We start from the raw sequence: 24,887 nt of genomic DNA, 5'->3' as shown, positions 1-24,887 counted from the left end.
ACTGTTATAGGCGTATAATAAAATTAATGACCATAGTCATGCTGTTCAAGCGTTATCTGCCTTTTTATACTTTCTTCAAGCGATATGAAGGTTTCTGTACGCTGTATACCTTTAACCCCTTGAATCTGTTCATTCAATACTTCGCGCAAATGAGTAGTGTCATGACAGATAATTTTGGCAAAAATACTGTAGCTACCGGTTGTGTAATGCAACTCAACTATCTCTTTTACAGTCTTTAACTGTTTAACGGCCTCGTTATATTGCGAGCCCTTTTCCAGAAATATGCCCAGGAAAGCAGTAATGTCATACCCCAATTTTTGCGGGTCAACTTCAAGGCTGGCGCCTTTAATAACACCCATCTCTTCCAGTTTCTTCATACGCACGTGTATTGTGCCACCAGAAACTATTAATTCCTTGGCGATCTCGGTGTACGGAGTGGTCGCGTTTTTCATTAATATTGATAGAATCTGTATATCCAGATTATCAATTTCTAAATTTTGCGCTTTTCTGTGAGACATAAATTTGAATTTCAATATTTAAATACAAGTTTAATTAAAATTTGTATAAAAATAAAATAATTTTGTTGAAATATTTGCAAGAAAGATGAGACTATGTTACTTTTGTTTCAAGCAATCGATAAAACCTAATCGTCGTTCTTAAAAAATTTATAATGTTGGGTGGTGAAATTTTTGGCAGACACACCTCCTTGTCCCGGTGGCGGAGATCATAGGAAACCCGAAGCGGGCTAACTACTCTGTGGAGGTTCGAATCCTTCCCCAACAGCAATTCACTGGCGTGAATTTTATACTGTAGGATGGTGAAATTTTTGGCAGACACACCTCCTCGTCGCGGTGGCGGAGACTATGGGAAACGCTGGCAACAGCATAACCACTCTGTGGAGGTTCGACTCCTTCTCCTACAGCTCTTCTCATAATTTAGGTTTATAATTGGTTAGTAAAGGCCCCTGCCCATCAGGGGCTTTACTTGTTTTATACCTTTTTGTATTGAAAAATATACAATGTAATATCGAACACCGAATTTTGAATAATGAATTTCCAATTAAGGAGAGTAATGGTTCTAATTCATCATTTAGTATTCGATGTTGGATATTCACAAAAAAGCCTCCTGATCAAATCAGAAGGCTTTTTATAAGAATCAAAGTTATCCTCTAATCTACAAATCTTACGTCAGCCTAAAAGAATTTAAAGCCAACACTCAGCGCCCAAAGGTTTTGGCGCTGCCCGTAATTTTTGTTTACATCAGTTAGGCCGCCTTCATAGCGTACGTCGGCAGTAATAGCGCCAATATCAACGCCGGCACCTACCTGGTAACCCAGTGTGCTATTTTTGTAGTTGCCAAAATCAGCATAAGCACCGTTAAAATTAGCCGAGAAATTTTGACTTTTATCCATAATGTAAGAGTAAATAGGGCCTCCCATAATACGGAAGTTAAAACTATCATCGCCGATAGCGGTGCCTAATAAAAGCGGTACGTTTAAAGTAGTAAATTTAACATCGCCGCTGTAACTGGTGTTGTTGGCGGTAGAATTAAATTTACCACCTTTGCTGCTTACATAAAGCTCGGGCTGTAAATAAACACCGCTACCCACACGGGCAAATAACCCGGCCTGATAACCGGCCACTGTCGATTCATTTAAGTTATCGGTAGCGATCTTTGAAAAATTTACGCCACCTTTTACGCCTAAACTAAATTGTGCCTTAGCGCTGATGCTTACTGCTACCAGTAATGCTGCACTTAATAAATACTTTTTCATAAATAGATACATTAGTTATTATAAAGTATGGCTTTAAACGGCCATACTTTGTAATATTAACAATTGCTATACCAATTTTTAAAAATGCAAATGAGGTTATTTTTATATTTGCCCAAAATATATCATCATGGCAGAGGTAACTATCAGTAATAAAGACTGGGAACGGGTAAAAATTAAGTTACAAAGAAAATATAATCATCTTACAGATCAGCAGTTAAGTTATGCCGAGGGCCAGGAAGAGGCCTTAATTAATACCATAATGCAGTTGGTTAACCGTAAACGCGAGTATGTAGTATTCACGTTAAAAAAAGCTTTGGCTAATATGGATAACAACAGACTGTAAAATCTCTGTCAAGTGTCTTATTAATAAAGATCTATTTTTGTATTTTTATTTTTCTAAGTTTATTTATGTGGGTGTGATGAAAAAGTATAAAAAGATCATTTTGTCGGCAGGGTTGCTGGCATTTGCAGTAGGCACATGGAGCTTTAAGGACGACCTGTTTCAGATCTCCAAAAATCTGGAAGTATTTGCCTCACTATACAAAGAAGTGAACGTTAACTATGTTGATGATATTAACTCTGCAGAGATGCTTAGAACGGGTGCCGATGCCATGCTTAATGGCCTTGACCCCTACACCGAGTTTGTTCCCGAATCGGAAATTGAAGACTACAAGCTGCATTATGTAAGTACACAGTATGGCGGTATTGGCGCAAGTATTTTTTTGCGTGATAGTAAAGTGTTCGTTTCGAGCGTATTTGAAGCATATCCCGCTCAAAAAGCCGATGTTAGAGCCGGCGACCAGATAATTTCTATAAATGATGTACCACTGCAAGGTAAAGACAATGACCAGGTGAGCACTTTGCTTAAAGGATCAAACGGAACTGCGGTAAAGTTAGTGGTTAAGCGCGAAGGTGAAGCCAATACTTTAACAAAGAGCGTTATACGCGATGAGATAAAGCAACCTAACGTTTCCTACTCTGGTATGGTTGACGGTAATATGGGTTATATTAAGTTAGACAAGTTTCTGGAAAACTCTGCTGATGAAGTAACCAGCGCTTTAGTGGCTATAAAGAAGAACAACCCCGCCGGTGTTATACTTGACCTGCGCGCAAACGGTGGTGGTATTTTGCAAGAAGCCGTAAAAATTGTGAACCTTTTTATACCACAGGGTGTTGAAGTGGTATCGCAAAAAGGCAAGGTCAGAGAAAAGAGTTATGTATACAAAACCATGGCACCACCTGTAGCAGGAGATCTACCTTTGGTGGTTTTGATAAATAACAGGTCTGCTTCTGCATCAGAAATTGTTGCGGGTGCCATTCAGGACCTTGACCGTGGTGTTGTTATTGGCCAGCGTAGCTATGGCAAGGGTTTGGTGCAACAAACATTTCCGTTGCCCTACAATAGCCTGGTTAAGATAACCATAGCCAAGTATTATGTACCATCTGGCCGTTGCATTCAGGAATTAGATTATGCGCATCGTAAAGACGATGGCAGCGTATTGAAATTTGCCGATTCGCTTATACATGAGTTTAAAACCAAAGCAGGTAGGTCTGTATTTGATGGTAGCGGTATCTATCCGGACATTGCCGTTAAACAGGAACGCTATGCCACAGTTACACAGACGCTCATTGGTAAATTATTATTGTTTGATTACGCTACCAAATACCGCGATTCGCACCCTAAGATTGCTGATGCAAAGACATTTACTTTGAGCGACGCTGATTACAACGATTTTGTGAAATATTTGGCGGGCAAAAACTATAGTTATAATACGGTATCAGAAAAAACGCTTGATATCTTAAAATCCGACGCTACCAAAGAAAAGCAGTTTGATCAGATCCAGACAGAATACGACATACTGAAAACAAAATTAATGAATAGCAAGAAAAACGATCTGCAAATTCATAAAGCCGAAATAAAGCAATCTTTAGAGAATGAGATCGTATCGCGTTATTATTACGAAAAGGGCCGCTATGAGGCCAGCCAAAAGTATGATAACGAAATGGCGCAGGCTGTAAAAACATTACAGGATAAGAGCCAGACTGCAGCTGTATTACGCGGCGATGGCAATTATAAAGTTATTGGTAAGCCTGTTTTAGCCATGGCCGGTAAAGGTGCAGATGACAAAGAGAAGAACTAAATTTAACTGAATACTCATTTTTAAAAGAGCGGCACTTCGGTGTCGCTTTTTTAATTGAGTAAACTTTTTAACAATAAAGTTGTCTTACATCCATATTAAACAAAACAACTATGAAAAAGATAACTTTAATTGCCGCTACTATTCTTAGCAGTTTACTTTACACAACTGCCAATGCACAAATAAGTTTAAATGTAAACATCGGCAGCCAGCCAGCCTGGGGCCCGGTTGGATATGACTATGTTGAAAATTATTACCTGCCTGACATTGACACTTATTACGATGTGCCAAGCCACCAGTATGTTTATTTAGATAATAATGTGTGGGTGCGCTCACGTGCATTACCTGCCCGTTACGCAAACTACAATGTTTACAATGGTTACAAAGTTGTTGTTAACGAGCCACAGCCCTGGAAGAGAGCCGATGTTTACCGCACCAAATATGTAGGTTACAAAGGCCGTAAAGATCAGGTTATTATTCGCAACAGCGTTGATGTAAAATACAAAGAGCATTGGAAACCGGGTAAAGGTCCAAAAGGTAAAGGTCCCGGAAGAGGTAATGGTGGCGGCCCGGGTAAAGGCCACGGTAACAAACATTAATACAATACTGAGCAACAAAAAGCCGACCCAATTGGGTCGGCTTTTTTGTTGCGCTATTAAAATTTATCTATAATCATTTGCCGAAGGCACACTCGCTACGCGATAGCTTGTATTCCCGTCCTTTACAATAGCCTCATAATAAACGCCATCCGGAGCGGCAAAGTAGTTAACGCCATTAAGGGTAACTTTTTGGCTTCCATCAGGCAGTTTATCAATTGTATCACCAACTTTCGGTAATGGCGCCTCGTTGTCGCCATCGTCAGTATTTAAAACCCCGTCTTTGCCGGCAACTACATATATTGTTTCGCCTTTATCATTAACCTGTGCGGTGTAATACACCCCACGGTATTCATAGTACTGTGCGCCGTCAATAAGTATTGAATGAGCATTTTTAGGCAGATTAGGAATAGTAGCGCCCACTGGTGGGTCTGTTACAGTATAGCCGCCGGTATCATTAGGGCGATAAAATGCGCCAGCCGAAAAATAATATAAACTGTTACCAAAGTAAAAAGGATAAAAGCCCAAGGGCATTGCACCTATACGAAAACCTATATTCGGATATCCCCAGGCGCCAAATCCCGGGCCGTAAAACCCACGATTAAATCCTATTCCCAAACCTATTGCTAATCCTGGTCGGTAACCAAAACCGCCACCGCCATGCGCAATATTTACTCTTCCACGGACTCCTCCGCCACCACCGCCGGTGCCGCGGCGTTGCGCGTCGGCAGTTAAAACCATTGCACACATTGCCCCGGCTAACAATAAACCGGCAGCATACTTAAATACTTTACCCATTTTCTGAAAAATTGTTATGTATTCCGTTGGACTGATTTAGCTTGAAAGGGTTTAATGATGGGTACTTAAAATTTAATTTTATAACAGGCTATTTATTCCTACATTCAAACTTAATCTTTCAGTTTTTTAGCAGCAGTATAAATGGATATTTGATTCCGGGCATGAAGAAAGTTCTAATTCTTATACTTGCTTTAATTATACTGGCAGCGGCATATATGTTCAGCGGGCGAAGCTTAGAAAACAATAGGATACCGGTGTCAGGCTGGCCGGTGCTTCCAAACGATTTTCAGTTGGGCGAGCCCAGTGGGCTTGCTATAGACAGTGCCGACAACTTAGTGGTTTTTCATAGAGCTGGCCGCCAATGGCCGCTTCTTGGGCCGATGCCTGATACCGTTATCAAGAACAACACCATCACCGTATTCAGCAATAAAACCGGGGAGTTGCTACGCAGTTGGGGTGGCAACATGTTTGTGATGCCGCACGGTCTGTGTATAGACAGGAAAGGTAATTATTGGTTAACAGATGTTGGCTTGCACCAGGTGTTTAAGTACAGCCCGGCCGGTAAGCTTTTATTAAAGTTAGGCGAAGCAGGCTTACCCGGCGCGGACCGTTTTCATTTTGATAAACCAACCGATGTAGCCGTAGCTGAAGATGGCAGTTTCTATGTTAGCGATGGTTATGGTAATAGCCGCATAGTTAAATTCTCTGCTCAGGGAAAATATCTTTTAGAATGGGGACGTAAAGGCAGTGGCGATGGAGAGTTTAATATTCCTCATAATCTGGAATTGGATAATACAGGCAATGTGTATGTTGCCGACCGCGAGAACAAGCGCATACAGGTTTTTACGCCTAACGGTCGCTTTATCCGCAAGATTACCAGCCCCAATTTTGGTAAGATCACATCGTTGGCTTTTGGATCAAATGGTCGGCTTTACGCAGCTGATGATGCCAATATCCTTGGATTACTGCATCGGGGATCGAATATTTTTGAGATACCGGATAACGCCGCTCCGCGAGTACTTGCTGGTCAGGCAGGTTGGTTTCATGCAATAGCAATAGATAGCGATGGTAATTTGTATGCCGGCGACATTAGTAAAAACAAGATCTTTAAATTCCTTGGGCCTGAATAAGTAGGGATATTACTTCAAATAGATACCTCAGATTAAGCAAGCACATCTGCGGGGAATATCACTTTAAAGGTGCTGCCTTCGTTTACCTCAGAGCTAACCACTATCTCTATGTTATGAAAGTTAGCTATCGACTTTACTATTGGTAAACCCAGGCCAAAGCTGTCTTGTTGTAGTGATTGCCTGAATTTTTTAAACCGGTTAAATATAAAAGGCATTGCATCGGGGCTTATACCAATTCCTGTATCAATTATACTCACCACTAATGTTCCGTTTTCCGTAGCAGTAATCACAGTGATCTCCCCATTTGGCCGATTATATTTTATGGCGTTGTTTATCAGGTTGAAAAACAAATTAAATATTAAAAAGCTATTTATGTTTATCAATTGTTTGTCCTCTGGTACTATTAAAGTACAAGTAATGTCCTTCTCAGTCAGGCGGATAGAGATCTCCTCATAAACTTCGTGCAAAAGCTCTTTGATGGAAACCTTGTCTTCTTTTAAAAATTGCTCGTTTTCAATTTGGGATATCAGTAACAAGGTTTTGGTGATGCTTTTTAGCCTGTTAAGCATTTTCTGCATTTCAAGCAAACGCAGTTTAAGATCCTCTGCAATATCTTCCCGCTCAAACATGTTCTCAATTTTTGATTGCAGAATAGATATTGGCGTCATCAATTCGTGCGACGCGTTAGAAATAAACTCACGTTCTTTTTGAAAAGCCGCCTCAATAGCCTCTATCATTTTATGAATACTGATATCAAGATGCTGAAAGTCGGTAGTGCTGGTTTTAACTTCTTTATAAGTACCGAAGTTTGGAAATTTTTGATTGAGCAGCTTGTTTTTTATGATCAACTGTAACGGTCGCAGCAAGTAATTGGTATAGATCTGATCGGCCAGGATAGTGAGCAATATCATGCTAATCAAAACAACAAATGCAATATTTTGCAGGGGTGCGCTGGTATCGTAAAGGGTAGCTGTGCTTTTACCTATTTCAAGAAGATAATTTTGGTTATCTATTTTAAAGGTGTGGCTTAATATGCGGTATTCAATCGTATCGCGCCCTACAGATCGCTTATCATTTTTTATAGTATCAATAGCCAGTGCAGATAGCGTATCTCTTTCAATGGTCAGATACTCGTCTTTTAACGGCAAATAATAACTGCCATAAGTTTCTCCGGGTGGTATGTATTCTGTTATTCCCTGCTGCGCTACTATTTGAAGGAATTTGTTCTTCTGCTTAATAAGGTTGCTATCTACATAATTTTTGCTGATGGTGATGATAAAATAGGGAACCAACAGTACAAACAGCACCGCTATAGCCAGCTTTGATATGGCATTAAACAGGGTGAGTTTGGTGTTTAGTTTCAATAGATCAGCTATTCAAGGTAATTTTATAACCCAGGCCCCTTACGGTTTCCAGCCAGTCGGGCGCTGAGTAGGTATTTAACTTTTTGCGGATATTTTTTATGTGCGCATCAATATAATTAGAGTCGTAATCGTCATTGATAACGCTTCCCCATATATGTTCACTTAATTGTGTACGCGTAAGTGTTCGGTTTTTATGCAGTATTAAATAAGCTATCAAGTCAAACTCTTTTTTGGTGATAGTATTTACAACGCTACCCAAATGGGTGATAGTACGGTCGGTTAAATTTATGGCGAAATTGCCCAACTCAACCGCACTTTGCTTAAGCCCAAACTTGCGGCGCAGTATGGCTTGCATACGGCTTTGTAGTTCAAGCAACGAAAAAGGCTTAGGTAAATAATCGTCTGCACCCTGATCAAGTCCCCTCACACGGTCATACACTTCGGCCCGGGCGGTTAAAATAATGCAAACGGCGTCGGGATTATTTTGCTTTGCTTCTTTAAGTAGGTCCATGCCATCGTAATCAGGTAGGCCAAGGTCTATCAAAATAAAATCGTACAAGTTGGTAGCTACCTTTTCTGATCCACGCTTGCCGGTATGGCACACTTCGCAAATGTAATTGTTGTTGGTTAAGAATATTTCCAGTTCCCGGGCAAGGGCAACCTCATCCTCTATGATCAAAACATTCATTGTGTATCAGTAAAAAAGGTAGTAAAACGTAAGGTTGTAAAATGATTCGCGCCTGTTCATTAAATTCCCTTCGACATTAACAGGTATAGAATATTTATAGGCAAACTCAAAAGTATAATGCGGGCGGTTGTATGCTACGGGGATCTTAAAACTATAATTTAAAGCATTGAAGCGCCCGTTATTATATTGATAAGGCGAGTAATCATTCTTATAAATGTTGGCTATCAAAAAACGAGTTTGATGATCAAGGGCATAGGTTTGCACAAAATTTTGCGTGCCTAAGATCATGCTTATAGAAGGATTGAACGTTAGATAGTCGTTTTTGCTAAAAAGGCGCCAGTTAGGTTCAAAATACTTAGACTGACTCACGGTAACAAAAAAATCGCTCGAGCGGCCAAACAGGTAGTCCAATATCACGGTAGATTTAAAAGGTCCCCAGTTATAAGCGTTTTTTAGGTTGATATCATTATTAGTGGCAGATTCAATTATACGCTGCTCTTTGTTAAAAATAAAACGGGTATAGCTAACCGAGCCCGAGAATTTTTTTGAGGGCCGATAAAGGTATCCGCCGCCAATATCTATTTCGTCAATAGAGGTGCGGTAGCCAATTAAACGTAACAGCGAGCCATAAGCAAAAAAACCCTGTTTGGTGTTGTAAACAACGTCGGCAGAATAAAACGGATACCTGATAGGCCCGGTGCGCCCAAAAAACATAGCATCGCTGCCAAAATTAAACCCTACGGAAATTGATCTTTTACGGATGATGGTATCAGTATCAGCATACAAACTAAGGTTAATTTTGGGCAAAAGCAACCTTGCTGCCGAAGAGTGTGCAGAGATAACTATGGTAAGAAAAAATAATATTCGGACGAACTTCATTTACTGCTTACAAATTGGATTAAGGTTAATTGCTATTTCTTCTGGGTATTTCGGGCGGTCGTTCCATACCTTCGGGCCTGCGTTCGCGCTGTGGCTTGGGCTGGTTATTAGCGTCATCAATTTTCTCGGGTTTTGACTGGCGCTTTGCCTTTGATATTCCCTTTATTTTATTTTTTTCTTCTTCATCAGGCGGATGCTTTTTTATAATGGTATCTGCCAAAGGTAAAGTGTACAGGATATAATACCGCTTATTTGCGGACGGCAGCTTAACCGCGCTGCTAATTAATTTGGCTGATGACGGTGTTGGCGCAATTAGCAAAAACATCACAATATACACAAACCACCTTATCATCAAATAACAGAAATTTCTACAAATTTTTTCAAAGCAGGTATTAATCAGAATGCCGTTACAGGGGCGGCTGCAAATTAGAGGCTAATTTACCCTTATAGTTTAATAAAGCCAAGCTATTTGCTTAGGCCGTTTTAACGTCTTTAGAAGTATAAACACGATTTTGATCGTCGGTAATAACGCAGCCAATCTGATGAAGACGATTTACCAAATACAATGCGGCATTTATACCCATGGCCATTAACGGAGAAGTTAAGGCACCAGCAAACTCGGCCGATGGACTCAATACATTTATGCTTTCAATAGCGCTCACAACAAATCCACTTTTCGTGCTTGATTTTTTGGTAAGGTTTTCCTTATTCACAGAAGCGGCCAAAGCCATATTACTGATGTTGATATTGGCCAGCAAACTATCATTATAAGCAGCACAGGCTGTTGTTACGGTCCACGGTTCAAAGTTGGGTTGGGCTCCCCAAGTTAAAATATCGCCGCCTGCGTTAATAACACCACTGCCCACACCTTCTAATTGCATTAAATATTTGGCCCTGTCTGCAGCGTAGCCTTTGGTAACAGCGGCAAGGCTAATGCGCATTCCTTTTTCCTTTAAAAACACAGTACAGTTTTGCGGGTCTACAACAACACCCTTGTAGTTTGTTTTGATAATAGAGTAGGGGATGGTATTTACAGGGGTATTGTTATTGCTGTCAATAAAAATTTTATCGGCAGAATAATAAGTAATATCAAAAGCGCCGTAAGTAAGATCAGAAATTTTAAGCGCACGATCTATAAGCCTGAAAATTTCGCCACTTACCTTAACAGGTTGTATACCTGCATTGCGGTTGATGGCATTAACTTCACTATCGTCGCCAAAGGCGCTTAGTAGCTTTTCAATACGGTTTATCTCGGCTATTGCGCTGTTTATTCGCTCGTTTGCCCAGGCATGATCATCGCCCACAACACTTATCTCAAATTGCGCACCCATTAAGCGGGTTTCGTGTCCGAAAACTGATAAGTTACTTACTGATATTTGTTTTAGAGCCAGCATAACAACGCTATTAATATATTATCAGATAAACCAGTGTTCTTTAAACCTAATCATGCAGAACATAGGTATAATAAATATAGTAGCTAAAGTAGCGGCGTTTTATGAAATTAACATGAAAAGGGGGACTTGAACCACAGACATAAATAGTTAACTTTTGCTGTCGCTCTTTAAGGCCTATTTAGGGAGAGCAAAAAGGTGGCACCTGTCCGGAATAAAAACACTGCGGTTGAACTGCACCGGTGGACTATATATATCCAATTGTATCCATAAGTCATAGTTCTTTTCAATTAAAGACAGTAATTGGTCAACAGTTGCGCCATAACGTTGCATCATGTCCAAGTGCAGTTCGATGGCCAATCGCGGCCGCGTTTTCAATATTTCCGTAGCGCCTTTAAGAACTTCGAACTCAAACCCTTCGACATCTATTTTTATTACGTCTATTTTTTTGTCTGCAAAATCATCAATTTTAACAATAGGTACTTCAATCCCTACATTTTCGTTGCCTTGAAGGATATAAGAATTTGAGTTTGAATGGGATATCAATATGTTACCGTGTTCGGAACCAACAGCATTTGGTATTACTGTTATGTTTTTTGAAGAGTTTATATTTATATTTTTCCTGATGATGGCTAAATTGTCAGAATTGGGTTCAAACGTATATACATGCCCTTCTTCGCCTATCCATTTTGAAATGACAACTGCAGTAAGCCCGTGATGGCCACCGCACTCTAATATAACATCGCCTTTCTTACAAATTTTGTTTTTTACAAATTCCATTTCCGGCCATAACCATTCTTTTGATTCGTCCTGACTCTTATTCGATGTTTGGTCATACCACTGTTGCCCCTCCAAATTAGCTACGTAAAATTTAAAGTCAGTATGATATAACTTTTTTTCAACTATGTAAGGTTTAAAACCTCGATTTTTATAGCGGTAATAAATTTTCTTGAGACTTTCTTTTACGTCTGTGCCAAAAATGTTAGTAAGTTTCATTTATTATATGGTGTTGAATAAATTGTTATATTCCGCAATATAAATTTAATTTAAGCTAACGAAGTATTCCACGATCAATATTATAATGCCATGAGTGACTTTATATCTTATTCCAACAACACCTTACGCTACCGTTCCCTCTTTCAACTTCTCAGCATTCTCTGCAAACTGCAGCGCTTCCATAATGTCCTGAATGTCACCATTCATTACACCTGCAAGATTGTAGATGGTAAGCCCTATGCGGTGCTCGGTTAAGCGGCCCTGCGGGAAGTTATAAGTACGCACCTTGGCAGACCTGTCTCCGGTGGCAACCATGGTTTTACGTTTTTTAGATGCTTCTTCCAGGTGTTTTTGCAGCTCCATTTCGTATACACGTGAGCGCAATACCTGCAAAGCCTTATCAAAGTTTTTTAACTGTGATTTTTGGTCCTGGCACTGTGCAACAAGCCCTGTAGGTAAGTGAGTTAAACGTACCGCAGAGTAGGTAGTGTTTACTGATTGTCCACCCGGTCCTGATGAGCAGAACAGATCCTTACGTATATCAGCAGGGTTTAGCACAATATCAAACTCATCCACCTCTGGCAATACCACAATTGATGCTGCCGACGTATGCACGCGGCCCTGTGTTTCAGTATCTGGCACACGTTGTACACGGTGCACACCCGATTCGTATTTTAAAGTACCGTAAGCGTCTTCTGCATTTACGTTAAAAACAATCTCTTTGTAACCACCTGCAGTGCCTTCGGTAAAATCAACCAATTCAGTTTTCCAGCCGCGTTTTTCGCAAAAACGCATATACATGCGGTAAAGGTCGCCTGCAAAAAGCGAAGCCTCATCACCACCTGTACCACCACGTATCTCAACAATAGCGTTTTTGCTATCTTCAGGATCTTTAGGTATCAGCATCAGGCGGATCTTTTCTTCCATCTCATCCTGCTGGGTAAGCAATTCATCCAGCTCCATTTTAGCCATTTCCCTGAATTCGTCGTCCTTTTCAGTGGCCAAAATCTCCTTGTTGGTATCTATATTGCTCATTATGTTGCGGTATATATTATACTCAGCAACAATTTTAGCCAGGTCTTTATATTCTTTATTTAATTGAGCAAAACGCTTCATATCAGCCATTGCATCCGGGCTGCTCAGTTCAGCTTCTACATCTTTCCAGCGTTGAAATATCGCCTCTAACTTATCTAACATAATCTAATTATTATTGGGGATACAATAGCTGCAGCCCTAAAAAGCCCACAAAAATACGGTTTTTTAAGGGAAGGTGAAAGCTTAAAGCTTAAAGGCAAAAGGTTTTACAATTTCAGGATATACTATACCATTTTCTGTTCAAAACGTTCCAGTTTTAAATCTTCGCCATCAAATACGGCGTACGAGTTGTAATTTATCCATTCGCCAAGGTTTACATAGGTACTTTTATCTGTTAACTGTACTTCCATGGGATAATGCCTGTGGCCAAATATCATGTAACTATAGTCTACAGTTTTAATAACCTCCTTACTGTAATCAAGCAACCAACCCTGCTCTTCCTCTTTATAAGGCTTGTCGCCCAGGTTATGAAGCCGGCTTTTGCCAGACCAATAATTGGCTATGCCCACGCCTAAATTAGGGTGCAGGCGCTCAAACAGCCACTGGCAAAATCTGCTGCGAAATATCTTCTTCAGTAGCTTATAGCTACTATCGCCGGGCCCAAGGCCATCGCCGTGATGCAGGAAGAATTTTTTGCCGCCGCGCTCTATTACCAGTTCATCATTGATGATGGTAGCGCCAAGTTCCCTTTCAAAATAACCAAACATCCACATATCATGGTTGCCTTTAAACAGGTATATTTTTATGCCCGCATCAGCCAGTTCCGCCAGCTTTCCTATAAAGCGGATGTAGCCTTTTGGCACAACTGTACGGTATTCAAACCAAAAGTCAAACACATCGCCCATTAAAAAAAGTTCGGCGGCATCAGTCTTTATCGTATCAAGCCAGCGCACCAGGCGCGCTTCGCGCTCACGACTATCATCTAAACCACCTGCCCCTAAATGAAAATCAGAAGCGAAATAAAGTTTGTTGCCTGTTGCCATCAGCCCCAAAAATACATTTTAAGCGCAATATTTAACGCAAGGCCTTTGGTTTATCAATTGTGGCAAACCGTTTGCAAGTAAATAAGTTATAGTTTAAATAATAAAGCTTTAGCAATGAGATCTATCTGGAAGGGTTCAATAGGGTTTGGGTTGGTAAACATCCCGGTAAAATTGTATTCTGCTGTGCAAACCAGCAATATTGATTTTGATATGTTGGATGGTCGCGACCACTCGCGTATCCGCTTTCAGCGCGTTAATGAGCAGACGCATAAGGAGGTACCTTATGATAAAATTGTTAAAGGCTATAAGCTGAATGATGATTATGTAATAATGGATGACAGTGATTTTGAAGACGCTGCCCCCGAAAAAAGCAGACTGATAACCATTGAAAGCTTTGTTGATATTGCTGACGTTAACCCAATGTATTACGAAACATCGTATTACACCGAGCCCGATACCAAGAATAACAAAGCTTATGCCCTATTGCTTGCCGCCCTTGCAAAATCAAAAAAAGCAGGGCTTGCACGTTTTGTACTGCGCAGTACAGAAAGTTTATGCATTGTGCATCCGGTTGATAGTGTGCTGGTTGTTACGCGCATACGTTTTGGTCAGCAAATAAGAAGCACCGAGGAATTGAAAGTTGGCGATAAGGTGGATGTTACCAAAAAAGAGCTGGATATGGGTTTGGCGTTGATAGACCAATATGCAGAGAAGTTTGATGTGTCAAAATTTAAGGATGAGTACAGCGAATCGTTATTAAATATAATAAAGGCTAAATCAAAAGGTAAACGTGCCAAGGTTAAAAAACTCACCCCGCATAAAACCACCAGCGATGATCTGTACGACCAGTTAATGGCAAGCCTTAATACCAAGAAAGGAGCATAGCATGAGCCTGGAGACCTATGTTAAAAAGCGCGATTTTAAACAAACTGCTGAGCCTAAAGGCGGCAAAAGCGACAATAAAACTTTGTCGTTTGTAATACAACGGCATCATGCCTCGCGTTTGCATTATGATTTTAGGCTGGAGCTGGACGGGACGTTGAAAAGCTGGGCGGTGCCTAAGGGGCCATCGCTAAATCCGGATGATAAGCGACTGGCCATGATGGTAGAAGATCACCCAATAGATTATCAGCATTTTGAAGGTATTATTCCTAACGGCAACTATGGCGCCGGCGTAGTTATTATATGGGACAAAGGTACATATACATCATTGGCAGGTGACCGCAAAGACGATATTAAACAACTGCGGGCGGGACTAAAAGCGGGTAATTTAAAGATCAGGCTGGACGGTGATATTTTAAAGGGCGAGTTTGCGCTGGTTAAAATAAAAAACGCTAATGAGGACAACTCCTGGTTGTTGATCAAGCATCGCGATGAATATGCGGTTGATGATTTTAACAGTGAGGATTTGGTGCCCGATGCCGTAAAGGTGATGTTAAACAACAAAGACGGCAAGGCTAAGGCATTACCAAAACAGCATAAGGTAAAGGTTGAAAAAAAAAGCGCTGAACTTATTGAGGATACAAAAGAAGAGCCTGTAGAAACTAAGTCAAAAAAAGCTTTCTCGCCCATGATGGCCAAGCTTGACGATAAGCTTTTTAACGATGATAACTGGATCTATGAACGTAAGCTTGACGGTTACCGTGCTTTAGGTTACTCCGGGAAAGATGCCAGGCTGATATCGCGCAATAACATCGATTTTAGCGCCAACTACAAAAAAATAGTGGCTGAACTTAAGTCAATTAAAAAAGATGCGGTGCTGGATGGAGAACTGGTGATAGAAGATAGCGAGGGCCGCAGCAGTTTTCAGGATATACAACATTACGAGGGTGATACGAAAGATAAGCAGCTAAAATTTTATGTTTTTGATCTGCTGAGTCTGGACGGTCATGATCTGCGTGGAATTGAACTATTAAAGCGAAAGCAGTTGCTTAAAGCTTTGGTAGAGCAACTGGATAGCACGTCAATAATATATAACGACCATATTACTGGTAATGGAACTGATCTTTTTGACAAAGCAAAAAAAGAAGGGTGGGAAGGTATAATAGGGAAAGATGCCGAGAGCTTTTACGAAAGCGGCAAACGTACAGACAGGTGGCGTAAATTTAAATTACAGCAATCTCAGGAAGCTTTGATCTGTGGATACACCGCACCCACCGGATCACGCAACCATTTTGGTGCGTTGCTATTGGGCATTAATAAAGGCGGTGGCTTACAGTACATTGGTAATTGCGGTACCGGGTTTAACGATGCAGGTATAAAAGAACTTTATAAAAAACTACAGCCGCTTGAAACCGATGTAAAGCCTTTTAAAGAAAAACAACATAGCCGCACAAAAGTTACCTGGGTTAGGCCCGAACTGGTATGCGAGGTATGGTATTCTGAATGGACCGCCGATGGACACCTGCGTCATCCGGTGTTTAAAGGTTTGCGCGTGGATAAAGAAAAGGAAAAAGTAGTTATGGAAAAGCCGGATAAACAAATGGCCGATGATGAAACCATAGCCGTAGGCAAACATAAATTAAAGGTTACGCACCTTAATAAGGTGTTTTGGAAGGATGAGGGTATTACCAAAGGTGAACTGATAAATTACTACCGGGAAATGGCCGATTGGATAGTGCCTTATTTAAAGGATAAACCCATTTCTATGCGCCGGCAGCCCAACGGAATAGACGACCCCGGTTTTTTTCAAAAAGACAATACAGCCAATTTACCTGCCTGGATAAAAACAGAAAAACTATACTCTGAGAGTAATGATAAGGACATCAACTATATTATTGGCAAAGATGCGGCAACGCTGATATACATGGCCAATTTGGGTTGCATTGAAATAAACCCCTGGCTTAGTTCATACAAAACGCCGGAAAACCCGGAGTTTGTTGTGATAGATATTGATCCGCACGATGTACCGTTTACGCAGGCAGTAGACGCAGCACTTAAAACCAAGGAGGTGTTTGAACGCATGAAACTTGATGTTTTTGTTAAAACCTCTGGTTCAAAAGGTCTTCATATTTATTGCTACCTGGGTGCAAAGTATGATTATGATCTGGTTAAAATGTTTGCCGAGTATGTAGCTAAACAGATTCATGCCGAACTGCCGGATACTACCAGTATAGAACGCAGCCCCGCAAAACGCCCCAATAAAATTTATATCGACTTTTTACAAAACCGCCGCGGGCAAACTATAGCCTGCCCGTACTCTGTAAGGCCAAAGCCCGGAGCTACCGTTTCAATGCCCCTGCACTGGCATGAAGTGAATAATGACCTTAAATTATCCAACTATACTATTTTCAATACAAAGGAACGTGTAGAGAATACAGAGGACCCATGGAAAAACCTTACTTCAAAAAAAGCCGATTTAAAACAGGCTTTGAAATTGCTTAAGGAATTTGTTTAGGCCATCGTTTTTTGCTCACATATCTCAAAAATTAGTTAGAAAATTAATAATTTTCTTAATAGTACGTGTTGTGGCATTGCCTTTGCATACTTGCTTGTAGAAAAACATAAAACATCATTTACCATGGCAACTACAAAAACAGCTAAAAAAGCAGAACAAACAACAGACGTTCAGGAGTCAGCATTGAACGAATTATTCCTTGACGAATTAAAGGACATTTATTGGGCAGAAAAGCATTTGGTTAAAGCCTTACCTAAAATGGCAAAAGGAGCAACATCTGATGAGTTGCGCGCGGCCGTTCAAAAACACATTAGCGAAACTGAAAACCAAATTACCCGTTTAGAGCAGGTATTTTCATCAATAGGCGAAAAGGCTGTTGCGGTAAAATGCGAGGCGATGGCAGGTTTGCTTAAAGAAGCAGAAGAAATTGTTTCTGAAACCGAGAAAGGCAGTGTTACCCGCGATGCAGGTATAATCTCTGCAGCACAAAAAGTAGAGCATTATGAAATTGCTTCTTACGGTACCCTGCGCACTTTAGCCGGTGTTTTAGGTTATGAGGAAGCAGTTGATTTGCTTGAAGCAACTTTGGCAGAAGAAAAACAATGCGATGAAGATCTGACCGTTTTAGCCGTTAACGGCATAAACAAAATGGCCAGCACCGAAGCTGAGTAACATTTGCCGACACGATAGAATACGAAAAGGCCATTCCTTAAAAGGAGTGGCTTTTTTGCTATTGATGCCATCTTAAATGGACGAAAGATCTACACACATTTATAGCAGTGGCTCGACAATGCAAAACGTTTACAGCAGAGTTTTATTAACCAAAAAAAGTCCGCAGAATCATCTTCTGCGGACTTTTTGAATCTTAACGCGCTATATATTAAAGCGCTGTTGGCCTTCTGATCACCCCTAATAATAAAGAGATAATAGCAATTACAAGCAATACGTGAATGATGCTGCCTGCTGAATACACGAAGAAACCTAATACCCATCCTATGATGAGAATAACTGCGATGATATACAATAATGAGTTCATGGTAGTGATGTTTTAGTTAACGATTTTCATAAGTTATGATAACCAATACTAAAACGGTGCCAAATAACAACTATACAAACAAATCGGCCTTACATAGCAAAAAACGCCCTTTTTTAAGGGCGTTTTGTATTTTTTTAGCCATAAGATAGTGCATTGGGTTATTCAAGCGTCATCCATTTTTTACGCACTGCTAATTGCTGAGGCGTAGCATTTGCAAGCTGTTCTATCTTAAACTTAACAGTAGTAGAGCGTTTAAGCGTTACCATAATCTCTCTTTCAAGTCCATCGCGTATCAGCTTTACTAAAATTTTATCTCCGGGCTTTTTATTGCCAATAAGTGATTCCTGGCTGTCAACGGGTTTGCCATCTATGGTAATAATCTCGTCATTAACATTTATTCCATCGTCCCACGCAGAAGTACCCCGCAATACCGAGGCTACTATTACCCTGCGGGTATTGGCTATCATAGTAATACCTAACGCTGCCGTATTGGTTCCGGCTAAATCGTCGCTTATTTTGCAGCCTGCGTAGGTTAAATAACTGTTATAATCAATATCAGCAACACCGTTTATATATTTAGCATAAAAGTCATCCAGTTTTTTACCGGCAAATTTTTCAAGGGCCAGTTTAAACTCGGCATCAGTATAACCGCGTTTTTTAACTTTATAATACTCGTTATACATGTATTGCATTACATCATCTAACGAGTTTTTGCCTTTACTGTAGTTGATTATTTCAAGGTCCAGCATCATTGCAACTACAGCTCCCTTGGTATAATAAGATATGGTGGTGTTAACAGAATTCTCGTTGGGGCGATATGATTTTATCCACGCATCATAACTTGCCATGGCAGCGCTTTGCACCTTAACCCCCGGTTGATTTTCAAGCTGGGTAATTTGCCTCGCCATCAGATCAAGATAATTTTGTGGGGCATATAACTGCGTGCGGCGCACAATAACATCCTGATAGTAGGCTGTAAAGCCCTCTGCTATCCATAGGTTGGTAGTGTAGTTTTCGTTGTCATAATCAAACGGACCCAGTGCAATAGGGCGTAAACGCTTTACATTCCAAAGGTGAAAATGCTCGTGCGCCGCTAATGACAGAAAGCTCTGGTAGGTGCCTTCGTGTTTATAACCATCGCGCGTAGCACCCAACGTGGTAGAGCTTAGGTGCTCTAACCCGCCGCCGCCTTTTAAATTATTATGTATAATAAAAGTGTAATGCTTGTTAGGGTTTTCACCAAAAATGGCCGCCTCCTCTTCAATAATGCGGGTAAAGTCTTTTTTAATACGCTCTTTGTCGTAGTTACCCCCACCGCTCATGGCCACTTCATAATCTGTTGCGCCTACTTTAAAGCCAAACACATCCTGCGTTCCTACCTCTAAAGGTGAGTCAAACAAAATATCGTAGTTAGGAGCTGTGCGGGTAAAGGTATCGCCGTTCACCTTTTCCAAACTTGTTGAAATGGTTGTCCAGCCTTTATACGGAATAATACGAACGGTAGAAGGACTATTAAGCATACCGGCCGGATAAATAAAAACATCCGGAGATGACAGGAACGCGTGATCTGCATCTATAAAGCTGGTGCGTACCGATAGTTCAAAAGCATACAGCCGGTATTTCACGGTTACCGTCGCTTTTCCGGAGATATCAACATGCCATATGTTTTTTCGCGTTTTAACCACAGGTAATGCTTTCCCGGCCGCGCTTACATCTAACGATTCAATATTGCGGGTAAACTCGCGCACCAGGTACGAGCCGGGCGCCCAAACAGGCATTTTAAGATCCAAAGTTTTCTGAGCCAATCCGCTCAGGGTCATTTCCACATCGGCGTAATGGGCCTGCGCTTCGGGAAAAGAAATGGTGTAATTAATTTTTACATTATCAATAGCGTATCCTGAATTCGTGTTCATTAAAATATACGTTATAAAAAAAAGTGTAGTAAGAAATTTTTTCATAGCTGCAATGTATAAAAATATGCGTATTTGCTTATCAATAAATTAGCATAAAGTTGTTGTAACATGGTTGATACAAGGAATTATCTGGAAATCGAACTAATTACTTTTGACGTTTTGAGCTTACGCATGCAAAAACGTTAGCAACGGCTTCTGCGGTATCATTAAAGTCGGCAAAAACAGGCCGCATTAATTGGGATCTTAGTTAAATTGCCCATATTATGAATATATTTGAGGACCGTTCAGTACGGCCGAAGTATACTGTTGAGAATACAAAATAGAGCTTTAAATTCAGAGGGGAATAAAAAAAACCTAAGCGTCTTTTATAGGAAATATGAAAACCAGATATATTGTTTACATCGTTATAGCCGGAGTAATTGGCTTTTTAATTTATAACAAATTTTTTAGTGAGGGTGCTAAAAAAAGAGCAGCTATGAGCGCGAAGGGGCCAGGTGGTCCGGGTGCCGGAGGCCCGGGCGGCGGACGTGATGGTGGGGGCGGCAAACGCGGCGGCGGTGGCCCTGGCGGCCCAGGTGGTCCCGGAGCGGGTGGCCCCGGTGGTGGTAAAAGAGGCGGTCCTGTTGCTGTTAATGTAATGATAGTGAAAGATACCACAATAAGTAATAACATTGATGTAACAGGTACCATTGATGCTAACGAAAGGGTGAATTTGATAAGTGAAGTAGCAGGCAGAATTACCGGCATTTATTTTACCGAAGGCAGCCATGTAAACAAGGGCCAATTGCTGGTTAAGGTAAATGATCAGGACCTGGTGGCTTCGCTCAAGCAAAATGCATATAGCATAGCGCTGGCAAAGCAAAACGAGAGCCGTAACAAACAGTTGTTACAAAAAGAGGCGATAAGCCAGGTGGAGTATGAGACATCGCTAACCGGCCTGAATACTTTAAATGCGCAGGCAGACATGATAAAGGCACAAATTGCCAAAACAGAAATGCGTGCACCGTTTTCGGGCACCATAGGTTTGCGCAGTGTGAGTCCCGGTGGCTACCTGTCGCCTAATACGGCTATTGCTACATTGGTAAATTTGGACCCTGCCAAGGTTACGTTTTCCGTACCCGAAAAATATCAGGCCTACATAAGGTCTGGCAGTAAAATAAGCTTCAACGTGGCAAGTTCACCGGATGATTTTAACGCAACGGTATATGCCATTGAGCCATCTATTGATGTTAGCTCGCGCACCATTACTGTGCGCGCAAGAGCATCTAACCCAAAAGGAGTGCTTAAGGCAGGTAGTTTTGCCAAGATCAACCTTGTGCTTGACCACATACCTAAAACTATTATGCTGCCTACCGAAGTGGTTACACCAGACATTAAAGGCAACAAAGTTTTTATTTATGACAATGGCATAGCCGTGCCTCGCTCGGTTACTACTGATCTGCGTACCGACACTAAAATACAGATTACAGATGGGTTAAAACCGGGAGATAGTGTGGTGGTTTCTGCCATTATGCAAATGCGCCCTAAGGCTCAGTTAAAATTGATCAAAGTAATTAAATAATAGAGCATGAGTTTATCCTCAGTTAGCATAAAAAGGCCGGTACTTGCAACAGTTATGTCTGTTGTTATAGTTGTATTTGGCATAATAGGCTATAATTTTTTAGGTATCCGCGATTTCCCTTCGGTTGATCCGCCTATTATAAATGTGCGCACCACTTACACAGGCGCTAACTCTGATGTAATTGAGTCGCAAATTACCGAGCCATTGGAGAAAGCCATTAACGGTGTACCGGGTATACGCAACATATCATCAACAAGCTCTGTGGGAAGCAGCAACATAACTGTTGAGTTTGACCTGGATGCTGACCTTGAAACTGCCGCTAACGATGTGCGCGATAAGGTGAGCCAGGCGCAACGCCAGTTACCGCAAGATATAACAGCGCCGCCGGTTGTTACCAAAGCCGATGCAAATGCCGATAACATTATTACCGTATCTGTAAAAAGCAACAAGCGTAATATTACACAGGTAAATGATTATGCCGAAAACGTTTTGATGGAAGGCTTGCAAACCATACCGGGTGTAAGTTCTATCAACTTGCAGGGTACGCGCCAGTATGCCATGCGTTTATGGATAGATCCTTCTAAATTAACAGCATTAGGCTTAGCCGCCAATGATATATCTACGGCGCTTAACCGCGAAAACGTAGAGCTGCCTGCGGGTAAAATTGAAGGTAATAAAACCGAACTGAGTATACGCGCAGTAGGTAAAATGACCACCGAAAAAGAGTTTAACGACCTTATAATACGTGCCGATAGTAACCGGGTAATACGCTTAAGCGATATAGGCTATGCTGTATTAGGATCAGCAAATGAGCAAACTGCTTTTAAAGAGTCTGGTTCGCTACAGGTATCGTTAGCTATTGTGCCACAGCCTGGTGCAAATTATGTAGAGATTGCCAAAGAGTTTTATAAAAGATTTGATCAGTTAAAAAAGGACCTTCCACCTGATATAGAGGTGAAAGTTTTGGTTGATAAAACAAAATTCATTAAACAGTCAATTACAGAGGTTGAAGAAACGCTGGCCATATCGTTTATACTGGTAGTTATTATTATTTACCTGTTCTTCCGCGATTGGCTCATTGCATTCCGTCCGTTAATTGATATTCCGGTATCATTGATCGGCACATTCTTCATCATGTATGCTTGTGGTTTTTCCATCAACATTTTAACCTTGTTGGGTATAGTGCTGGCTACGGGTTTAGTGGTGGACGACGGTATAGTGGTAACTGAGAACATCTATAAAAAGATAGAGGAGGGCATGGATGTGCGTAAGGCCGCGTTTGCAGGCTCTGCGGAGATCTTCTTTGCAGTAATATCCACTTCGGTTACCCTTGCGGCGGTGTTTTTGCCGGTAATGTTCCTTCAGGGCTTTACGGGCCGCTTGTTCCGCGAGTTTGCGGTTGTGGTGGCAGGGTCTGTGCTTATATCGGCTTTCGTATCCCTTTCATTAACACCTATGCTGAGTGTTAAGTTTATCCGTAAAGATCAAAAGAAATCGAAATTTTATGAGCGCACCGAGCCGTTTTTCGTAAAAATGACCAATGCTTATACAGAAACGCTTACTAATTTCATGAAGCGTAGATGGATTGCGGTTGTTGTTTTGGTGGCTTCGCTTGGCGTTATTTGGGCACTTAATGGTGCTATACCATCAGAACTTGCTCCGTTGGACGACCGCAGTTTTCTGCGTTACCAGGTAACCGGTCCCGAAGGTTCTTCATACGAGTTTATGGCCGATTACATGGATAAGGTATCAAACATGGTAGCCGATTCTGTGCCCGAAGCCAACATGAATGTTGAAATAGTTGCTTTTGGCGGTGGTGGCGCCGGCGCTGTAAATAGTGGCATGGGTATGATTGGGCTTGTTGATCCTGACGGACGTAAGCGCACTCAACAGGAAATAGCCGACGCTTTGACTAAAGCGCTGCAAAAATATCCTGATGCCCGCGCTATTGTATCGCAGGAGCAAACCATAAGCGCCGGTGGTGGCGGTGGCCGAAGCTCACAGCCTATACAATACGTTATTCAGAATCAAAATTTTGATAAGATACGTGCGGTGCTTCCAGAGTTTTTAGCTGAGGTTAACCAAAGCCCTGTATTTGTAACGCCTGATGTAAATTTAAAATTTACTAAACCCGAATTAACCGTTACAACTGACAGAGAGCGAGCGCGCGATCTGGGTGTTTCCGTTGCCGATATAGCACAAACATTGCAATTGTATTATAGTAACAGCCGTTTAAGCTACTTCTTGATGAACGGTAAGCAGTACCAGGTTATAGCGCAGGCAGACAGGGCAAACCGCGATGAGCCACTGGATCTTAAAACATTATATGTACGTAATTCGCGTGGGCAGCTAATTCAGTTAGACAACGTTGTAAAAGTTGCTGAAGATGCTACCCCGCCTTCAATACTGCACTTCAACCGTTTTAAATCAGCAACGTTGCAAGCGGGCCTTGCTCCGGGATACACTATAGGTGATGGTATAAAAGAGATGGACCGGATTTCCAAGAAGGTATTGGACGAAACCTTCAGTACTGAATTAAGCGGCCCATCCCGTGACTTTGCTGAAAGCGGATCAAACATCATGTATGCTTTCATCTTCGCCCTGTTACTCATTTACCTCGTACTTGCAGCACAGTTTGAAAGCTTTAAGGACCCTATAATTGTAATGTTTACCGTGCCATTAGCAGTTGCAGGCGCTTATTTATCGCTTTGGCTGTTTGATCAAACCCTTAACATATTTGGCCAGATAGGTATAATTACTCTTGTGGGTTTGGTTACCAAAAACGGTATTCTGATTGTTGAGTTTGCCAACCAACGCATGGAGCATGGCTTGAAAAAGTACGATGCCGTAATTGAAGCTGCAACGGCCCGTTTACGCCCAATTTTAATGACGAGCCTTGCCGTGGTTTTAGGCTCGGTGCCCATTGCATTTGCTTTGGGTGCAGGCGCAAAAAGCCGTGTATCATTGGGTATAGTTATTATAGGCGGCATGCTGTTTTCACTGATACTAACCTTATACGTTATCCCAACAATGTATGTGTTAATAGCATCAAAAGTACGCCGCGACCCGGATGCCGAAAATGAATTTGAGCCCGAAACCAAAAAGAACAAAAAAGTAAAATTGGTTGAACAACACTAAGAAATGCAGT

Annotated in this window: 22 protein-coding genes and 1 tRNA gene; 10 read left to right on the top strand and 13 right to left on the bottom strand. The window is 41.3% G+C overall.

Translation table 11 applies throughout. The features are described 5' to 3' along the window. Positions 1 to 23 precede the first annotated feature (23 nt). The gene (locus ACVW2L_RS14490) at positions 24 to 518 is read right to left on the bottom strand and encodes an Lrp/AsnC ligand binding domain-containing protein (protein ID WP_457128677.1); all 495 of its coding nucleotides are present in this window, start codon (positions 516 to 518) and stop codon (positions 24 to 26) included. Between the two features lie 153 nt (positions 519 to 671). Here ACVW2L_RS14490 and ACVW2L_RS14485 point away from each other — a divergent pair. Beyond that, positions 672 to 783 (top strand) — tRNA-Asp (locus ACVW2L_RS14485). 409 nt (positions 784 to 1,192) lie between these two features. Here ACVW2L_RS14485 and ACVW2L_RS14480 read toward each other — a convergent pair. After that, entirely contained in the window at positions 1,193 to 1,774 is a 582-nt protein-coding gene (locus tag ACVW2L_RS14480; RefSeq protein WP_457128676.1) for a porin family protein, read from the bottom strand. Positions 1,775 to 1,901: 127 nt separating this feature from the next. Here ACVW2L_RS14480 and ACVW2L_RS14475 point away from each other — a divergent pair, with 127 nt between their 5' ends. The 3 genes from ACVW2L_RS14475 to ACVW2L_RS14465 all read left to right on the top strand — a co-directional run bounded on the left by ACVW2L_RS14475 (position 1,902) and on the right by ACVW2L_RS14465 (position 4,511). Further along, positions 1,902 to 2,117: a hypothetical protein gene (locus ACVW2L_RS14475; RefSeq protein ID WP_457128675.1), complete on the top strand. Its 216-nt coding sequence runs from the start codon at positions 1,902 to 1,904 to the stop codon at positions 2,115 to 2,117. A gap of 76 nt (positions 2,118 to 2,193) precedes the next feature. Then, positions 2,194 to 3,915, top strand: coding sequence for a S41 family peptidase (locus tag ACVW2L_RS14470; RefSeq protein WP_457128674.1), 1,722 nt, complete (start codon positions 2,194 to 2,196; stop codon positions 3,913 to 3,915). A 110-nt stretch (positions 3,916 to 4,025) separates the two neighbouring features. Continuing rightward, positions 4,026 to 4,511, top strand: a complete 486-nt coding sequence (locus ACVW2L_RS14465) for a hypothetical protein (RefSeq protein WP_457128673.1) — start codon at positions 4,026 to 4,028, stop codon at positions 4,509 to 4,511. Positions 4,512 to 4,574: 63 nt separating this feature from the next. Here ACVW2L_RS14465 and ACVW2L_RS14460 read toward each other — a convergent pair whose 3' ends face one another. Next, a complete protein-coding gene (locus tag ACVW2L_RS14460) occupies positions 4,575 to 5,306 on the bottom strand; it encodes a DUF6515 family protein (protein ID WP_457128672.1) in 732 nt (243 codons plus the stop codon). Positions 5,307 to 5,467: 161 nt separating this feature from the next. Between ACVW2L_RS14460 and ACVW2L_RS14455 the strand changes: the two genes are divergently transcribed. Beyond that, the gene (locus ACVW2L_RS14455) at positions 5,468 to 6,436 is read left to right on the top strand and encodes a peptidyl-alpha-hydroxyglycine alpha-amidating lyase family protein (protein WP_457128671.1); all 969 of its coding nucleotides are present in this window, start codon (positions 5,468 to 5,470) and stop codon (positions 6,434 to 6,436) included. Between the two features lie 32 nt (positions 6,437 to 6,468). Here ACVW2L_RS14455 and ACVW2L_RS14450 read toward each other — a convergent pair whose 3' ends face one another. From ACVW2L_RS14450 to ACVW2L_RS14415, 8 genes are all read right to left on the bottom strand, one after another. Further along, positions 6,469 to 7,800 (bottom strand): sensor histidine kinase, encoded by a 1,332-nt coding sequence (locus ACVW2L_RS14450; protein ID WP_457128670.1) that lies wholly within the window; start codon positions 7,798 to 7,800, stop codon positions 6,469 to 6,471. A gap of 4 nt (positions 7,801 to 7,804) precedes the next feature. After that, positions 7,805 to 8,488, bottom strand: coding sequence for a response regulator transcription factor (locus tag ACVW2L_RS14445; protein ID WP_457128669.1), 684 nt, complete (start codon positions 8,486 to 8,488; stop codon positions 7,805 to 7,807). A 6-nt stretch (positions 8,489 to 8,494) separates the two neighbouring features. Beyond that, positions 8,495 to 9,367 carry a hypothetical protein gene (locus ACVW2L_RS14440; protein ID WP_457128668.1) on the bottom strand — a complete coding sequence of 291 codons (873 nt, stop codon included), beginning with the start codon at positions 9,365 to 9,367 and terminating at the stop codon, positions 8,495 to 8,497. A gap of 25 nt (positions 9,368 to 9,392) precedes the next feature. Continuing rightward, complete coding sequence (locus ACVW2L_RS14435; RefSeq protein WP_457128667.1) at positions 9,393 to 9,692, bottom strand: hypothetical protein; 300 nt, start codon at positions 9,690 to 9,692, stop codon at positions 9,393 to 9,395. 148 nt (positions 9,693 to 9,840) lie between these two features. Then, the gene (locus ACVW2L_RS14430; protein WP_457128666.1) at positions 9,841 to 10,761 is read right to left on the bottom strand and encodes an FAD:protein FMN transferase; all 921 of its coding nucleotides are present in this window, start codon (positions 10,759 to 10,761) and stop codon (positions 9,841 to 9,843) included. 174 nt (positions 10,762 to 10,935) lie between these two features. Beyond that, complete coding sequence (locus ACVW2L_RS14425) at positions 10,936 to 11,754, bottom strand: FkbM family methyltransferase (RefSeq protein WP_457128665.1); 819 nt, start codon at positions 11,752 to 11,754, stop codon at positions 10,936 to 10,938. Positions 11,755 to 11,877: 123 nt separating this feature from the next. Beyond that, the gene (prfA, locus tag ACVW2L_RS14420) at positions 11,878 to 12,951 is read right to left on the bottom strand and encodes a peptide chain release factor 1 (RefSeq protein ID WP_457128664.1); all 1,074 of its coding nucleotides are present in this window, start codon (positions 12,949 to 12,951) and stop codon (positions 11,878 to 11,880) included. 122 nt (positions 12,952 to 13,073) lie between these two features. Further along, positions 13,074 to 13,832, bottom strand: coding sequence for a UDP-2,3-diacylglucosamine diphosphatase (locus ACVW2L_RS14415; protein ID WP_457128663.1), 759 nt, complete (start codon positions 13,830 to 13,832; stop codon positions 13,074 to 13,076). A gap of 114 nt (positions 13,833 to 13,946) precedes the next feature. On the opposite strand from ACVW2L_RS14415, the gene ku reads away from it, so the two are divergent. The 3 genes from ku (at position 13,947) to ACVW2L_RS14400 (ending at position 17,901) form a co-directional block, all read left to right on the top strand. Beyond that, positions 13,947 to 14,717 (top strand): non-homologous end joining protein Ku, encoded by a 771-nt coding sequence (gene ku / locus ACVW2L_RS14410; protein ID WP_457128662.1) that lies wholly within the window; start codon positions 13,947 to 13,949, stop codon positions 14,715 to 14,717. Position 14,718: 1 nt separating this feature from the next. Further along, a complete protein-coding gene (gene ligD / locus ACVW2L_RS14405) occupies positions 14,719 to 17,229 on the top strand; it encodes a DNA ligase D (protein WP_457128661.1) in 2,511 nt (836 codons plus the stop codon). 123 nt (positions 17,230 to 17,352) lie between these two features. Then, the gene (locus tag ACVW2L_RS14400) at positions 17,353 to 17,901 is read left to right on the top strand and encodes a YciE/YciF ferroxidase family protein (RefSeq protein WP_457128660.1); all 549 of its coding nucleotides are present in this window, start codon (positions 17,353 to 17,355) and stop codon (positions 17,899 to 17,901) included. Positions 17,902 to 18,109: 208 nt separating this feature from the next. Here the strand turns inward: ACVW2L_RS14400 and ACVW2L_RS14395 are convergent, their stop codons facing one another. Then, positions 18,110 to 18,265, bottom strand: a complete 156-nt coding sequence (locus ACVW2L_RS14395) for a lmo0937 family membrane protein (RefSeq protein ID WP_457128659.1) — start codon at positions 18,263 to 18,265, stop codon at positions 18,110 to 18,112. A 158-nt stretch (positions 18,266 to 18,423) separates the two neighbouring features. Continuing rightward, entirely contained in the window at positions 18,424 to 20,178 is a 1,755-nt protein-coding gene (locus tag ACVW2L_RS14390; protein ID WP_457128658.1) for a M61 family metallopeptidase, read from the bottom strand. A 376-nt stretch (positions 20,179 to 20,554) separates the two neighbouring features. On the opposite strand from ACVW2L_RS14390, the gene ACVW2L_RS14385 reads away from it, so the two are divergent. Beyond that, positions 20,555 to 21,739, top strand: a complete 1,185-nt coding sequence (locus tag ACVW2L_RS14385; protein ID WP_457128657.1) for an efflux RND transporter periplasmic adaptor subunit — start codon at positions 20,555 to 20,557, stop codon at positions 21,737 to 21,739. A gap of 6 nt (positions 21,740 to 21,745) precedes the next feature. Then, on the top strand, positions 21,746 to 24,877 hold the full coding sequence (locus tag ACVW2L_RS14380) for an efflux RND transporter permease subunit (RefSeq protein ID WP_457128656.1): 3,132 nt from the start codon (positions 21,746 to 21,748) through the stop codon (positions 24,875 to 24,877). Positions 24,878 to 24,887 lie beyond the last annotated feature (10 nt).

Source organism: Mucilaginibacter sp. HD30 (genome assembly GCF_054061755.1).
Note: the sequence above shows the minus strand (reverse complement) of the source record. Positions and strands in the feature narration are given on the sequence as shown.